The organism is Streptomyces sp. CB01580 (genome assembly GCF_001905795.1).
GTDB lineage: Bacteria > Actinomycetota > Actinomycetes > Streptomycetales > Streptomycetaceae > Streptomyces.
Window position 1 is genome coordinate 44,510 of sequence record NZ_LIXJ01000010.1, and the last position, 15,320, is coordinate 59,829.

14 protein-coding genes are annotated in these 15,320 nt (G+C 71.0%); 6 read left to right on the top strand and 8 right to left on the bottom strand.

Annotation, left to right across the window (positions count from 1 at the left end; translation table 11 throughout):
• Window positions 1-17: 17 nt before the first annotated feature.
• The 8 genes from AMK22_RS16595 to AMK22_RS16630 form a co-directional block, all read right to left on the bottom strand.
• The gene (locus tag AMK22_RS16595; RefSeq protein WP_073785759.1) at window positions 18-929 is read right to left on the bottom strand and encodes a hypothetical protein; all 912 of its coding nucleotides are present in this window, start codon (window positions 927-929) and stop codon (window positions 18-20) included.
• Between the two features lie 38 nt (window positions 930-967).
• Entirely contained in the window at window positions 968-2,797 is a 1,830-nt protein-coding gene (locus tag AMK22_RS16600) for an alpha/beta hydrolase (RefSeq protein ID WP_073786008.1), read from the bottom strand.
• Window positions 2,798-2,805: 8 nt separating this feature from the next.
• Window positions 2,806-3,264, bottom strand: a complete 459-nt coding sequence (locus AMK22_RS16605) for a hypothetical protein (RefSeq protein WP_073785761.1) — start codon at window positions 3,262-3,264, stop codon at window positions 2,806-2,808.
• Between the two features lie 540 nt (window positions 3,265-3,804).
• The gene (locus AMK22_RS16610) at window positions 3,805-5,241 is read right to left on the bottom strand and encodes a sensor histidine kinase (RefSeq protein WP_073785763.1); all 1,437 of its coding nucleotides are present in this window, start codon (window positions 5,239-5,241) and stop codon (window positions 3,805-3,807) included.
• Window positions 5,238-5,969, bottom strand: a complete 732-nt coding sequence (locus AMK22_RS16615; protein ID WP_073785765.1) for a response regulator transcription factor — start codon at window positions 5,967-5,969, stop codon at window positions 5,238-5,240. Before AMK22_RS16615 ends, AMK22_RS16610 begins: the two co-directional genes overlap by 4 nt.
• Before the next feature lie 345 nt (window positions 5,970-6,314).
• Window positions 6,315-7,340 carry a S1C family serine protease gene (locus AMK22_RS16620; RefSeq protein WP_073785767.1) on the bottom strand — a complete coding sequence of 342 codons (1,026 nt, stop codon included), beginning with the start codon at window positions 7,338-7,340 and terminating at the stop codon, window positions 6,315-6,317.
• Window positions 7,341-7,513: 173 nt separating this feature from the next.
• The gene (locus AMK22_RS16625; RefSeq protein ID WP_073785768.1) at window positions 7,514-8,554 is read right to left on the bottom strand and encodes a LacI family DNA-binding transcriptional regulator; all 1,041 of its coding nucleotides are present in this window, start codon (window positions 8,552-8,554) and stop codon (window positions 7,514-7,516) included.
• 51 nt (window positions 8,555-8,605) lie between these two features.
• The gene (locus AMK22_RS16630) at window positions 8,606-9,418 is read right to left on the bottom strand and encodes a response regulator transcription factor (protein ID WP_073785769.1); all 813 of its coding nucleotides are present in this window, start codon (window positions 9,416-9,418) and stop codon (window positions 8,606-8,608) included.
• 393 nt (window positions 9,419-9,811) lie between these two features.
• On the opposite strand from AMK22_RS16630, the gene AMK22_RS16635 reads away from it, so the two are divergent.
• From AMK22_RS16635 to AMK22_RS16660, 6 genes are all read left to right on the top strand, one after another.
• Complete coding sequence (locus tag AMK22_RS16635; protein WP_443333298.1) at window positions 9,812-10,792, top strand: alpha/beta hydrolase family protein; 981 nt, start codon at window positions 9,812-9,814, stop codon at window positions 10,790-10,792.
• A gap of 24 nt (window positions 10,793-10,816) precedes the next feature.
• A complete protein-coding gene (locus tag AMK22_RS16640) occupies window positions 10,817-11,071 on the top strand; it encodes a MoaD/ThiS family protein (RefSeq protein ID WP_073785770.1) in 255 nt (84 codons plus the stop codon).
• 577 nt (window positions 11,072-11,648) lie between these two features.
• Window positions 11,649-12,944, top strand: coding sequence for a hypothetical protein (locus tag AMK22_RS16645; RefSeq protein ID WP_443333299.1), 1,296 nt, complete (start codon window positions 11,649-11,651; stop codon window positions 12,942-12,944).
• A gap of 165 nt (window positions 12,945-13,109) precedes the next feature.
• Entirely contained in the window at window positions 13,110-13,799 is a 690-nt protein-coding gene (locus tag AMK22_RS16650) for an LmeA family phospholipid-binding protein (protein ID WP_073785771.1), read from the top strand.
• 360 nt (window positions 13,800-14,159) lie between these two features.
• Window positions 14,160-14,267, top strand: coding sequence for a putative leader peptide (locus AMK22_RS42320; RefSeq protein WP_384410860.1), 108 nt, complete (start codon window positions 14,160-14,162; stop codon window positions 14,265-14,267).
• Window positions 14,268-14,435: 168 nt separating this feature from the next.
• A complete protein-coding gene (locus AMK22_RS16660) occupies window positions 14,436-15,281 on the top strand; it encodes a sulfurtransferase (protein WP_073785772.1) in 846 nt (281 codons plus the stop codon).
• The last annotated feature ends 39 nt before the right edge of the window (window positions 15,282-15,320 follow it).

Genomic DNA, 15,320 nt, shown 5'->3' on the forward strand with positions numbered 1-15,320 from the left:
GAGCCAAACGGATCGGCCTAGACGTCCGTGGACGTCGGACCGGAGACGGGCGTCGTCACCGCGACGCGTACTGCGCCGGTGGTCGAGGGGGCGAGCTGTGCGATCGTGCCCTCTTCGGGGTGAAGTGCGACCAGGGCAGGGGCGCCCGCCGCCGTCGGTAGGCGGCGCACGTCCCAGCCCGCGCGCTGGAAGTGGTCCTGAGCGCGTTCCAGGGCCTTGGCGATCTCGGCCTCCGGCAGCGGCTGGGTCGACCACGTGTGGTGGACCGATGCGCGGGACTCGTCCCGGACGGTCCTGAGACCTTCCCCGGGCTGTGTGGGAGCCGACGCTACTTGCAAGGCGTCGTAGATCCGGCTGGAGTGGCCGAGGGCGCGGCTGCTGGTGGGATCGTCGGTCCGCGGGGCTTTCAGCGCGGCGGGGTCGGCCGTGGCCGGTGTTGATGACTTCCCGGGCGGGAGGAAGCAGGCTGACCTCACCTTGAGGGTAGCGATGCCTTCGCCCTTGGCGCGGTCCAAGATCCCCGTGATGCCTTCCATCCAGAAATCATTGAGCTCCGTGCGCATGCTGACCCAGGGATAGGGGCCGGACATGTCCTTTTTATCTGATGAGTCGTACTTGTGGCCCTGCTTCAGCCAGGCATCCCGTGCTTGCAGCACAAGGTTCTTGGCCTCGGCTCCCGGAACCCCGGTCAGCTTGTAGAAGAGGGTGACTTGCAGTCGGTCGTCGGGGCCGTGGTCATCTCTGGCGATGCAGGGGCCAACGGCCTCGGGTCCCGTACGCTCCAGTGTCGGCTTGGGCGACATGCCGTCCACTGCCTGGCGAATGATCTCTTCTGCCCGGTCGATCGCTTGCTGCTCATTCATCGTGATCCGCTTCGGTGTGTCTTCGTCGTCTTCCTGTGTCCCACACGCGGTCACCGTGACCGTCATGGCCAGTAGCAGAGCAGCCGGGAATGCTTTCCGTGGATTCACGGCTGTCCTCCGGTGACGATCTTCGCCAGGCTGTTAAGGGGTTTCTTGTCCCAGTACTGGGAGTGTGCGGGCATCATCTCGCCGCCCGAGCCCGGGAACTTCCCGTCGGGGACGTCGAAGACCGTGCCGCCGAAGTCGTCGGAGACCGGGTCGGTCCCGTGGACGATCGAGTGGTCGTCGAAAAGCCTCATGTACGCCTTCGGGTTGAGGGGAGCGAGAGGGCCCGCCGGGGGCGGGGCGAGGTTGATCAGGTCGTTCTTGGCCGTGGCCGCGAAGACACGGTCCGGCGGGATGTTCAGGTCCTTCGCGTGATCCACACCCACGCCCGGGCTGCCCACCATGATTGCGTTGTCGACCGGCAGGTCCAGATGCGTGCTCATGGTCTGGCCGGTCACCAGGGACCCGTAGCTGTGGCCCAGGAGCGTCTGGTTCACGTCGTGATGATTGGCTTCCTCAATGCCCTGCACGAAGTGGCCCAGCGGCACCTCCGCCTTGTCGGCCCACTTGGTCTCCGTCGCCTCGGTCATGATGCCCTGCGGGGCGTCGTAACCGAGCCACACGATCGAGGCTGTCCCTCGGGAGCCGTCGGTGGCTTCCGCCTGCGCCTGGAGAAGCTGGGCCCTGTTGATGTCCCCGTCGATGGACTCCAGCTTGGCGAACGTTCCCGGAACGTACGTCACCACGTTGTCGGCGGTGTCCGGATTGCCGATGGAGACGATGGCGCGCCCCATGTCGTTGCCGTCGAATCCGAGCAGATAGGGCCGATTGCTTTCGCTCGTGTAGCTGTCGAAGCGTCTCTGGATCGCGTCCATGCCCTTGAAGCCGTTTTCGAGCTGCTGCTTCTTTTCGCTCCACTCCTTCCATTCATCGGTCGGGACCCTCGCACCCGGCACCTCAAGGCCCGTTTCGCGGTCGACGAAGGGCCGGTAGTGTTCGGGCTCCTTCTTGAGCCAGGCGTCGTACTCCACCTGCTTGGCGGCGCGCTGTTCCGCGAGCACCAGACGGTTCGCGTCGTCGCGCACGTCGGAGGGCAGGCCGTCGAGCGCTCCGATGCTCGCGGGATGCATGGAAAGGTAGGCGGCGCGCTGCTCCTCGGAGAGGCTCTTCCACCAGTTGGCGTTGTCCTGAGGCCAATCGTTCTTCGGCGGCGGTTCGATCGTGTCGAGATAGGCGTCGGCCGCCGCGCGTACGCCGCTCGTGTCCGACGTGACGTCCGCCCAGTCCCGTGCGGACACGGTCAGGTCGTCGTCGGCCTTCAGCGCGCGCAGCTTCGGAGCCCATTTCGTGTCGGCTTCCGTGGCTTCCTTCAGCGCGTCGGCGATCCGGTTCGCGTACTCCACGGCCTTGCCGTAGTTGGGGTTCGGGTGGATGCTCACCGCTTGGCGTTCCACGGCGTCGGACGTGCTGGTGCCCCCGGCCTGCCCGGTCACCGTGCCGCCTTCGGCCGTCTTCTCCTCGCCGGCTTTTCTGCCCGCCGGATACGCGACCGAGCCGTCCGCGTTCACCTTGCAGCCGTCGGCCACGGCGTCAGCGAGCGCTGTGTCCAGCTTCCGCTTCGCTGCCGTCATGTCGAAGGCGAACCCGTTGAGAGCCGTGCCGACCACGCCGCATTCGGTCTGCACGTAGTGGAGATTCTCCGCCAGGGCTTGGAGCTGCGTCTGTGACGCCTGCGCCGCCTCACCTCGCAAGGACTTGCGCATCCCTGCGGCGACGGTGTTCTCGATGTGGTCCTTGGCCGCCTGTGCCATCTGGCTCATGGCGTGGTACCCGTCGGCGGCCTCCTCGAACTCGGACGGCTTGAGGGTCTTGAGCGTGCTGAAGTCCATGCCCGCCGTCACCGGCCCCTGTCCTGGCCGCCGACGGCGTCCGTGTCCGCGTACTTCTGTTTCAGCCTGTCGAGTTCGCCCTTGACCGCTTCGTCAGTCGCCAACTGGTCATTGCCCGCCTGCTCCAGGAGCTTCTGGAGGGTGCCGCACCGTTCGCCGACACTTCTGGCGTACTTCTTCCAGGAGCTGTACACGTCCTTCTGCGCCGCCGCGCTCAGGCAACCCGTCACCTCGCCGAGTCCGGCCTGACCGTCGTCCAGTTGGGTCAGCGCGGTGCTGATGTTCCCGCGTAAGGAACCGATCCCTTCGCCGGCCGTGGCCCACGCCTTCCTGCTGGACTTCAATGTGCCGGTCGTGGCGCCGTCGGCCGAGGGGCCCGGCTCGGCCGGGGCCTGGTTCAGGCGCATCGCCACGGATTGCCGACCGGTCACGTCGGCTTTGATCTGCTCCCACTCGTCCCACGCCATGCGTGGTCCCTCCCCGTTTGTTTCTGCGAATCCCACTAGGTCGAGGACACTACCTCGCGGTGGGACAACGCCTGGAGCGAACTCGAAACCCCGGTCCCGGCGGGGTGCGGGAAGGGACGGTTTTCGGTCGCGCCGTGCGACAACCTCATGCGGACATGGTGTTGTTGACAGGTGGAGATCTCCGGCAGTGTGTGCGGCCGTCTCCTGTTCCAGTGAACTCCATGTGATGGGCGTTGTGTTCGGCTCGGCGACGTCACGGTGTACGGGCCCGCCGAGGACGGTGCGCCGACCGAGCCTTTACGAAGCGGTGACACCATGGCGGCGTCCCGGGAAATGTTCACGAGTGCGTATCCGGCGGCGGTGGCCGGCAACGTCCCGACCGGCTCCCGCGTCGTGAGCACGTGCCGTCCGGCCTGCGGGGCGTCGTATACCGGGCCGGAGCGGTCGGGGTGCGGCAGCCGGCGGCATCGTCGGCCGGGGGCAGTGCGGTGGGGTCGTGGGCGGGGGACTGGTGGCGGGTGAGCCGACCCCCGCCCCCGCTCACAGCCCCGGCGGCGGTTGCGGGGCTCCTGGCAGTCGGATCGATGCGATCGTGCCGCCTCCTTCGTCCTCGTCCGGCGCCGGGCGCAGGGCGACCGTTCCGCCCGCCTGCTGGATCGTGCGGGCGACGATGGACAGGCCGAGGCCGGAGCCAGGGAGCTGGCGGGCGGACGGGGAACGCCAGAAGCGTTCGAAGACATGGGGCAGCTCCTCGGCGGGGATGCCGGGGCCGTGGTCCCGTACCGTCAGTTCGCCGTCCCGCAGGGCGACCTCGACCGTGCCGCGCGGCGGGCTGAACTTGACCGCGTTGTCCAGGACGTTGACCACCGCGCGCTCCAGCGCGGCCGGTTCGGCCCGTACGTACCACCGGGTCAGGTCGGCCCGGATGGTCAGCTCGGGGCCGCGCAGGCGGGCGCGCTCCAGGGCCGTGTCCGCGATGTCGTGCAGGGCGACGACCTGGAGCGGGCCGGGCGTCGCCGCGTCGGGGCGGGACAGTTCCTGGAGGTCGCCGATGAGCGACGCCAGCTCCGTCATCTGCGCCTTCACCGACGTCATCAGCGCCTTGCGGTCGTCCGGCGGGATGGCCCGGCCGGTCTCGTCACTTCGGGCAAGGAGTTCGATGTTGGTACGCAGCGAGGTCAGCGGGGTCCGCAGCTCGTGCCCGGCGTCCGCGATCAGCTGCGCCTGGCGGTCCCGGGAACTGGCGAGGGAGGCGGTCATGGAGTTGAACGAGCGGGACAGCCGCGCGATCTCGTCCTCGCCCTCCGCCGGGATGCGGACGGTGAGATCCTCGGTGCGGGCGACGTGCTCGACCGCCTCGGTGAGTTCGTCCACGGGCCGCAGCCCGGTGCGGGCGACCCAGAGACCGGCCGCCCCCGCACCGAAGACGCCGATGCCGGAGACGACCAGCAGCACCCACGCCAGGGTGGACAGCGGGTCGTTGATCTCGCTCATCGGGCGCGCGACGGACACCGCGATGCGGCCCGTCGCCCCGCCCGGGATCTGGATGATCTGCACCGGCGGGTGGGTGTAGACCCGCATCCTTGTGCCGTTGGCGGCCGTGGCCGAGTGCAGGGCGTCGGGCCGGTCCTGGTCGACGACCGCCATGTCCGCCCGGGTCACCGGGAGCGGGGACACGTCGGGGGCGGCGCACACCGTGCCCTGGGAGTCGATGAGCTGGACGGTGTACTTCCCGGTGAACGGCCGCGGCGGCAGCGGGGTCGTGCCCCGGCAGTACGCATACAGGTCCGACAGATACCTCGTGTCGATCTCGGAGCTGCGCAGCGAGGAGTCCAGCTGGTTTTCCAGCTGCTCCCGGGTCACGAACCAGCACGCCGCCGCCACCGCCGCCACCGCGAACGCGACCGCCGTCGCCACCAGCAGCGCGAGCCGGGTGCGCAGCGGGAGGGTGCGGAGCCGGCGCAGGGCCTCGGTCATCCGTCACCGCCGCCCGTGCGGAGCGCGTAACCGACCCCCCGCACCGTGTGCACGAGCCGCGGTTCGCCGCCCGCCTCGGTCTTGCGGCGCAGGTACATCACGTACACGTCCAGGGAGTTGGAGCTGGGTTCGAAGTCGAAGCCCCACACGGCCTTGAGGATCTGCTCGCGGGTGAGCACCTGGCGCGGATGCGCGAGGAACATCTCCAGCAGGGTGAACTCGGTGCGGGTCAGCTCGACCCGGCGGGTGCCCCGGGTGACCTCGCGGGTGGCGAGGTCCATCCGCAGGTCGGCGAAGGCCAGCACGTTCTCGTCGGTGCCGTCGCCGGTCGCCGCGGTGGCGTACGAGCTGCGGCGCAGCAGGGCCCGGATGCGGGCGAGGAGCTCGTCCAGTTCGAAGGGCTTGACCAGGTAGTCGTCGGCACCCGCGTCGAGGCCGGTGACCCGGTCGCCGACGGTGTCGCGGGCGGTGAGCATCAGGATAGGGGTGGTGGTCCCGGCGGAACGGAGCCTGCGGGCCGCCGTCAGGCCGTCCATCCGGGGCATCTGGATGTCGAGGACGATGAGGTCGGGGGCGTACGACTCGGCCCTGGCGAGGGCGTCGACACCGTCGACGGCGACCTCGGTGCCGTACCCCTCGAACGCGAGGCTGCGTTGCAGTGCCTCGCGTACGGCGGGCTCGTCGTCGACGACCAGGATGCGCTGCGGATCGTCCTCGGCGGGGCTCATCGCTGCTCGTCCTCCTCGTTCCGTGCGGGTGTCCGGGGCCCGGGGCCGGGACACCCGGGTGGTCCGGGTGCCCGAAGCGGCCGGGTCTCCGGAGCGGCCAGGGGTCTGCGGCGGGCTCTGGTCGGAGACCGCCGGTGCTGCTCCCTTCAGCCTCGCATGTCCGCGGGGCGGCTTCGCACGGCCATGGGCTGGTCCGGTACGGCCGTGGGGCGGCTTCGCGTGCTCATGGAGTGGTCCCGTACGGCCGTGGGGCGGCTTCGCACGCTCGTCGGGTGGTCCCGTACGGCCACGGGGTGGCTTCGCACGGTCGCCGTCGGGTGGATTCGTACGTTCACCGGCCTCGCCTCAGGAGCCGTTGCCGGCCCGCAGGGTGGCGAGGTCGGCCTTGAGCGTGTTCACAGGGATGGCGAAGCCGAGGCCCACGCTGCCCGCGGCGGAGTTGCTCGATCCGCCCGCCGAACTCGCCGAGTACATCGCGGAGTTGATGCCGATGATCTCTCCGTTCATGTTGATGAGCGCGCCGCCGGAGTTGCCGGGGTTGAGTGAGGCGTCGGTCTGGATGGCCTTGTACGTGGTGGTGGAGTCGCCGGTGTCCCCGTTGAACTGCCGGCCGCCGAACTCGAACGGCCACTGCCCGCCGCCCGGCCCGCTCCAGCTCTGGTCCTGGCCGCTGCCGCCGTCGTCCTTGGCGACCGTGACATCGCGGTCGAGCGCGGAGACGATGCCGCTGGTGACGGTGCCGGTGAGGCCCTCCGGCGAGCCGATCGCGACGACCTGGTCGCCGACCGCGACCGCCGAGGAGTCGCCCAGCGTGGCCGTCTTGAGGCCGCTCGCGCCCTGGAGCTTGATGAGAGCGAGGTCCTTGTCGGGGTCGGTGCCGACGACATGCGCGGTGTACGAGCGGCCGGTGCTGAGCGTCACCTTGATCGATGAGGCGCCGGAGATGACGTGGTTGTTCGTGACGACCTCGCCGTCGGACGTGATGACCACCCCGGAGCCGGTGGATTTGCCCGCGTTCGAGGTCGCGTTGATCTCGACGATCATCGGTGAGACGGCCTTGGCGACACCGGTGACGGTGCCCTTGCTGCTCTGCGAGACCGTGGTGCCGGGGACGACGCCTCCGGCACCGGTGCCGGTCGTGTCGTTGCGGGTCAGCTGCCCGATGGCGGTGGCGGTGCCGCCGCCCACGGCCGCCGCCACGATCGCCACGGCCGCGAGGAGGGCCACCGGACGCTTGGCCCGGCGCCGGGGCGCGGCCGGCTCGGCGGGGGGTGCGGGGGAGTAGGACGGCGGTGGCGGATACGACGCGTCACCGTTGCCGTACGAGGGGTACATCGGGTACTCGCCGCTCGGGCGCTGGCTCTCTGTCATGGTTCAAAGCGTCGGGGCCGAACATGAGAGCAAGCTGAGCGCGCCCTGAGAAGCCCGGCAGAACCTCGTATGTCCGATATAAAGCCGCAAGGGTCGGGGCCCGGCGCCCCGGGGTGCATCCGGCACGCCCTCGGGGACGGACGAACCGTTTCGGGCCCGCGTCGGCGGGACCGTCACACCCCGGCGCCGGGCTCCCCGCAGCCGCACGAGCGCCGGACCACCAGCGCCGAGGGGAACTGCTTCAGCCGTTCCCGCCGCGACCCCGACACCCGCAACGAGTCGTCGAGCACCAGGTCCACGGCGGCCCGCGCCATCGCCGGGCGGTCCGAGTGGACCGTGGTCAGGGGCGGGTCGGTGAGCCCGGCCTCCTTCACATCGTCGAAGCCCGCGACCGCGAGCTCCCCGGGCACGTCGATCCGCAGTTCGCGCGCGGCCCGCAGCACGCCGATGGCCTGGTCGTCCGTCGAGCAGAAGATCGCGGGCGGCCTGTCCGGGCCCGCGAGCAGCTTCAGCGCCACCTGATAGGCGTCGTAACGGTTGTACGGGGCCTGGAAGAGGCGGCCCTCCGTCGAGCGGCCCGACTCCTGCATCGCGCGGCGCCAGCCCTCGATGTGGTCGGCGACCGGGTCACCGACCACCGGGGTCGACTCCACGCCGCCGAAGCACGCCACGTACTCGTTGCCGTGCTCCAGCAGGTGGCGGGTGGCGAGCTGGGCACCGCCGATGTCGTCCGTGATGACCGCGACGTCCTCGATCGCCTCCGGGCGCTCGTGCAGCAGCACCACCCGCGCGTCCCACGCCTCGATCTCGGCCGCCGCCCGTTCGCTGGGGCCCTGGCTGACCAGGATCAGCCCCGAGACCCGCATTCCGAGGAACGCGCGGAGATAATGCACCTCGCGCTCGTCGCGGTAGTCGGAATTGCCGACCAGCACCATTTTCCCGCGCTCGGCGGCGGCCTGTTCGACCGCGTGCGCCATTTCCGCGAAGAACGGCTGCCGGGCGTCCGGCACGATCATTCCTATGAGGTCGGTCCGCCGCGAGGCCATTGCCTGGGCGACCCGGTCGGGCCGGTAGCCCAGCTCCTTGATCGCGGCGAGCACCCGCTCGCGCGTGGCCGGGGCGACCGGCCTCGGTCCGTTGTTGATGACATAGCTGACCACCGCGGTCGACGTACCCGCCAGTCTCGCCACATCGTCCCGCGTCACCTTGGCCACGCGCGGCAGTCTACGCGGATCAACCCTCCGGAAGGCAGGCCGTACCTCGGCTCATTCCGGGGCACCGGCCCTCGTCGGCTGCTCCGAACGGGTCACGGAGCCGGTCGCGGCCGGTGTCCTGCCCTCGGGCGTGGCCCGGGTCCCGGCGGGAGCCGCGGCCTGTGCCTTGGCCTCCTCCGCGGCGCGCTCCACCTTCTCCGGTACGACGAAGCGGTAGCCGACGTTGCGGACAGTGCCGATCAGCGACTCGTGCTCGGGGCCGAGCTTGGCGCGCAGCCGCCGTACGTGGACGTCGACCGTACGGGTGCCGCCGAAGTAGTCGTAGCCCCAGACCTCCTGGAGGAGCTGGGCGCGGGTGAACACGCGGCCGGGGTGCTGGGCCAGATATTTGAGCAGTTCGAATTCCTTGAAGGTCAGGTCGAGGACCCGGCCCTTCAGCTTCGCGCTGTACGTCGCCTCGTCGACCGACAGGTCGCCGTTGCGGATCTCCATCGGGGAGTCGTCGCCGGCCATCTGCCGACGGCCGGTGGCCAGCCGCAGCCGGGCCTCGACCTCGGCGGGCCCGGCCGTGTCCAGCAGTACGTCGTCGATGCCCCAGTCGGCGGTGACGGCCGCGAGACCGCCCTCCGTCACGACGAGGACCAGCGGACAGCCCGGCCCCGTGGACCGCAGCAGCTGGCACAGCGACCGCACCTGCGGAAGATCGCGGCGGCCGTCGACCAGGATGACGTCGGCACCGGGGGTGTCGACGAGCGCGGGGCCCTCCGCGGGCGCCACCCGCACGCTGTGCAGCAGGAGACCGAGGGCGGGAAGCACCTCCGTCGACGGTTGAAGCGCGTTCGTCAGGAGCAGCAGTGAACTCATCGCCACCCACCTGCCCGGTTCGTCGGTCGATGATGGTGCACGGTTCGCTCGCCCATTACGTCGGTCCTCCTCGTTCCCTGCGAGAGGGGCACTCCCGGGACGGGCCCGGGGGAGTATGCGGCACTTCTTCGTTCGTTTTCGCGCGGCCCTTTGCACGGTTGCACGGTTACGCGGTACGGCCCCGCGTCCCCGAGCCGCTGAGCTTGTGGAAACGTCGCCGTAACAACGCCTGGAAAGCGCAAAAGGACCCGGGGGCTTCTCTGCCCGGATCCTCTTCCCAGCAGAATAGCCCACATGAGTTCTGCGCCCGAGGGACGATTCCGGAGTTCCCCTGTTCCCTTGCTCACGCCCCTCGGTCCGTCCGGTGCTACGGACGGTTCCTCGCGTGCCTCGCTGCTGACCGATGACGGTGTCCGTATCGAGGCGCTGTACGAGCCGCGCGCGGTGGAGGGACGGGCCGTCGCCGGATCATCCTTCGACGGTACTGCGGGCGACGGCGTCATGGACGGACACGAGAGCGTCGTGGGCGGGCACGGCGTTGCCGCGGAAGGCGGCTGCGTCACGGACGGCGATGTCACGGACGGCGGCGTCGGCGTCCCGAACGGCTACGGCTACGGCACCGACGGTGTCGCGGACGGTACGGCGATCGTGATCGCCCACGGTTTCACCGGTTCACTGGACCGGCCCGCGGTACGGCGTGCCGCCCGTGTGCTCGGCCGGCACGCGGCCGTGGTCACGTTCTCGTTCCGGGGGCACGGCGGGTCCGGTGGCCGGTCGACGGTGGGGGACCGTGAGGTGCTGGACCTGGCGTCCGCGGTGCGGTGGGCCCGGACGCTGGGACACCGGCGGGTGGTGACCGTCGGGTTCTCCATGGGCGGCTCCGTGGCGCTGCGGCACGGGGCGCTGTACGCGGCGGGCCGGGAGGCCGGGGGGACGGAGGTCCCCGCGGAGGTTCTCGCGGATCCGGAGGCCCGTGCGGACGCGGTGGTGGCGGTGAGCGCCCCCGCCCGCTGGTACTACCGGGGCACCGCTCCCATGCGCCGCCTGCACTGGCTGGTCACCCGGCCCACCGGCCGGCTGGTCGGCCGCTACGGCTTCGGCACCCGCATCGACCGGGACGACTGGGACCCGGTACCGCTCTCGCCGGTCGAGGCGGCCGGACTGATCGCCCCCGTTCCGCTGCTGATCGTGCACGGCGACCAGGACCCGTACTTCCCGCTGGACCACCCCCGGATGCTTGCCGGGGCGGCGGGCGACGGCGCCGAGCTGTGGCTGGAACCGGGCATGGGGCACGCGGAGAACGCCGCCGACGAGAGCCTGCTCACCCGGATCGGTGACTGGACCACGGCGGCGTGCTCGATGATGGTCAGCTGACGCGATACGAGAGGAGCCGCCGTCATGCCAGCGGGAACGATCCGCTACTGGGCCGCCGCCAAGGCCGCCGCCGGAACCGCGGAGGAACCGTACACGGCCGCGACCCTGGCCGAGGCCCTCGGCGCGGTGCGCGAGCGGCACCCCGGCGAGCTCACCCGAGTGCTGCGAAGGTGCTCGTTCCTCGTCGACGGTGAGCCGGTGGGGAGCCGGAGTCATGAGACCGTACGCCTTGCCGAGGGCGGCACGGTCGAGGTGCTCCCGCCGTTCGCAGGAGGGTGAACCCCAGAACATGAGCAGCAACGATCAGCAGTACCCGTACGGCCAGGCCCCGGAGCAGGGCTACGGGCACGGGTACGGCGGGCCGTCGGGCGGGCAGCAGCCGCAGCGGCCCCCGCACGCCGCGCGGCCCCAGGACCCGTACGCCTACGGCGACGGGTCCACCGGCGTGCAGCCGTACCCGCCCCAGGCGCACGGTGGCCGGCCGTACGGGGACCAGCCGCACGCTGGTCAGCCGTACGGGAACCCGTCGTACGGGGACCAGCCGTACGGGGGCCAGGTCTACGGAGGCGGGGCCCACGCGCCCCAGCACGATGGCGGTCAGTCCCCCCAGCCCCACGGCGGTCAGTCCTACGACGGCGGGCCCCACGGCGGCCAGTCCTACGGCGCCCCGGTGCACGGAGGCGCGGCCCAGCCGCACCCCCAGTTCCAGCCGCAGCCGCAGGCAAACCACCAGCCTCAGGCGAACCAGTCCTACGGAGACCGTCCCTACGGGGAGCAGTCCCACGGCGCCCCGGTACCCGGCCACGGTGCCGCCCCGTACGACCAGGGCCAGGCCCCCGGGACGCACGCCGGGGCCGTGTGGCCGACCGGGGCCGGGCACGCGCCCGGACCGGCGGCCGGGCACACGCAGGAGCCTGCCCCCTTCGTCGCACCGGCCCCCGGCCCGCAGGACCCGCACGTCCCGTACGACCCCTCGGTCACACAGACCTGGGAGGGCCAGACCTGGGACACCCAGTACCAGCCGACCATCCGCCCCACTGGGGCCACTGGGCCTTCCGCCCCCGCTGGTCATTCCGGTCCCACCGGTCCCACCGGTCCCACCGGTCCCACCAGCCCCAACGGTCCCGCCCAGCCCGCCCAGCCGGAAGCCTCCGCGCGGGAGTCCGTGCCGCCCGCCGCCGAGACCGCCTATCTCCCGCCGTACTCCGCGTACTCCTCGGCGGGGCCGCAGGGCGCCACCGGCTCCCATCCGCTGCCTCCCGAGGCACCTGTCGCCCCTGCGCACGTGTCCGGAACCGCGCACGGCGACGGGCCGGCCGCCACCGGCGCCGCGGCCACGTCCGGACTCGACACGTCCGGGTACAGCGCGCCCACCACCCTGGGCAACAGCCGCGTCACCGACGCCCAGCGCGCCCGCGCCGAGGGCCGCTCGCCGATCATTCCGCCGGGCATCCAGCCCGCGGGACTCACCGCCGTGCTCGGGCTGCTGCTCGCTCTCGGCGCGGCGATCGGGTCGTACGCCCTGCTCGTACCGCTGGTGCTGCTCCAGGCCGTGACCGCGGCCGGATGGTTCCGGCTGAACGGCATGTGGCCCGCGCGCCAGGGCATCGCGCTCGCGTTCGCGGGCGGGATCGTCGCCGACGTCGCCCTGCTCGCCGCGGGCCGCGAGAACGCCCCGGCGGCCGTCCTCGGCACCCTCGGCGTGTGGGTGCTGCTCACCGTGGTTCTCCAGCTGCGCAGCCACGCGGACGCGGACGAGCGGATGTACGGGCTGATGGCCACCACCGCCTCGGCCGCCCTGACGGTGCTGGCGGCGGGGCACCTCGCGGCGGTCCCGGACGCGGTGACGGCCGGCACGGTGGCCGTCGCGGCCGCCGTGCTGGTCCGCGCGCTCCCGCTGCCCGGACCGGCCTCGGTCGCGGTGGCGCTGCTGGCGGGCGCGGGTGCCGGTGCGGTGGCCGGGACTCTCGCCGGTCCCGGCGGCACGCACGGCGCGCTGCTCGGTCTGGCGGCGGGCGGATGCGCGCTGATCGGGTTGCGGGCGGCGAGCTACGACTACCCGTCGCAGTTCGTCCACATGACGGCCGGCGTGGCGCTGCCGCTCACCGCCGCGGCCCCCGCCGTCTATCTGATCGGCCGCATGCTCGCGTAACGCGTAACGGCACCGTCTGCGCGCCGATCGGTGCCGCCTTCCGACGAGCGGGCACCTCCCCGGGGAACCGAAGGGGGGTGCCCGCTCGTCGATCATTCGGGACGGTCTGTGCGCACGGGGGAGCGCGGGCGCCGTCGATCCGGATGCAGGGGGGAAAGAGCGGTCATGCGGGCGCTGCGGGGATTGCTGGTCATGGTGCTGGTGCTGGGCGGGATCTTCGTCGTCCTCGACCGGACGCTGCTGTACTTCGCCGAGTCGGAGGCCGAGGACCGGATCCGGATCCCCGGGGCGACGGTCGAGTCCGCGGACGTCTCCATCAACGGGTTCCCGTTCCTGACCCAGGTCTTCGCCTCGCAGTTCGACGAGGTCGATGTCGAGATCACCGGCATCCAGACCGACAGCAACGGCCGCAGGATACGGGTCAGCCGGATGAGTGCCGCGCTGCACGACGTGAAACTGACCGACGGCTTCTCCGGTGTCACCGCCGCCGACGCCGACGGCAAGGCTGTCATCTCCTACGACGACCTGACCAGCACCGCCGGTGACGGGGTCGCCGTCGAGTACGGCGGCAACGGCAAGGTGAAGGTCACCGGCACCGTCGACGTCCTCGGCCGCCCGTTCTCGCGCAGCGTGCTCTCCACCGTCACCCTCGTCGACGGCCAGACCCTCAGGGTGCGCGCGGACAAGGTGCCGGGCGGGGGAATCCCTGGGCTGGAGGACCTGGTGCGCCGGAAGACCGACTTCGAGCGGCAGGTCGGCGGCCTGCCCAGCGGTCTGGAGCTCCGGAAGATCCAGGTGACCGACGAGGGTGTGGAGGTCATGGTGGCGGGTACGAACGTGAAGCTCGCCGGCTGAACCCGGGCTGGTCCCGCCGGAGCCGGTGGGACCGGGCGGGTCGGACGCGTCCCTCCGGGCCCGGCTGATCCGGCGGCGGGCCCGGACGAGTCCCTGTGGCCCGATGGGCCTGGGCGAGTCCCGATGGCTCCGGGCGAGTCCTGGCCGGGAACGGGCCCGGAACGGACCGGGCCACGGCGCCCCGCAGGTCACATGCTGAGACGACGGTGTCCGCTCCGCAGATGGGTGGCGGGCGCCGACCGTCGGGGAGTGGCGCAGGGAGCGTCGGGAACCCTCTCGTATCCCGAATAGTGGATGATCGTGTCTCATCATGCGACACAACGGTGACATGGCCGTCCGCACGTCCCTACGATCGGTCCCATGCAGTGCGCTATTGGCGGTCTCCCTCAGTGGGGACGGGCGGATCTCACGAAGCGGCGGGCAGTGGACCTGTGCCGCGTCGCCGCCATGCTCTGTCGCACCGTCTGAGCGGGAGCCTCCGGCACCCCGCGTCTTTTCCGGCCCTTCGACCGGTTTTCAGGGCCCAGCCCCATCCCGCCGTCTTTGCACGTGTGCCACGGGCCCGCGCCCGCCGTACACCCGCATCACGCACCGTCTCGCATCATCTCGCCGCAGACTGCCCCGGAGGAGAAAAGAATGAGCCGCAGCGACGTCCTGGTAGACGCCGACTGGGTCGAGGCCCACCTCGACGACCCGCAGGTCGCTCTCGTCGAGGTCGACGAGGACACTTCGGCATACGAGAAGAACCACATCAAGAACGCGATCCGGATCGACTGGACGAAGGACCTCCAGGATCCGGTGCGCCGTGACTTCATCGACCAGGCCGGCTTCGAGAAGCTGCTGTCCGGGAAGGGCATCGCCAACGACACCACCGTCGTCCTGTACGGCGGCAACAACAACTGGTTCGCGTCCTACGCGTTCTGGTACTTCAAGCTCTACGGTCACCAGGACGTCCGTCTGCTCGACGGCGGCCGCAAGAAGTGGGAGCTGGACTCCCGCGACCTCGTCGACGGCGACCAGGTCCCGTCCCGCCCGGCCACCGAGTACAAGGCCAAGCCGCAGGACGAGTCGATCCGCGCCTACCGCGACGACGTCGTGAAGGCGATCGGCGGCCCGAACCTGGTCGACGTGCGTTCGCCCGACGAGTTCAGCGGCAAGCTGCTCGCCCCGGCGCACCTCCCGCAGGAGCAGTCGCAGCGCCCCGGCCACGTGCCGACGGCCCGCAACATCCCGTGGTCGAAGAACGCCAACGACGACGGCACCTTCAAGTCGGACGAGGAGCTGAAGGCCCTCTACGAGGCCGAGCAGGTCGACCTGTCGAAGGACACCATCGCCTACTGCCGCATCGGCGAGCGTTCCGCGCTCACCTGGTTCGTGCTGCACGAGCTCCTCGGCCAGGAGAACGTCAAGAACTACGACGGTTCGTGGACCGAGTACGGCTCCCTGGTGGGTGTGCCGATCGAGCTCGGCGCCGCCAAGTAGCCCCGCGACTGCGCACGACCCGGATCAGCACGACCCCGA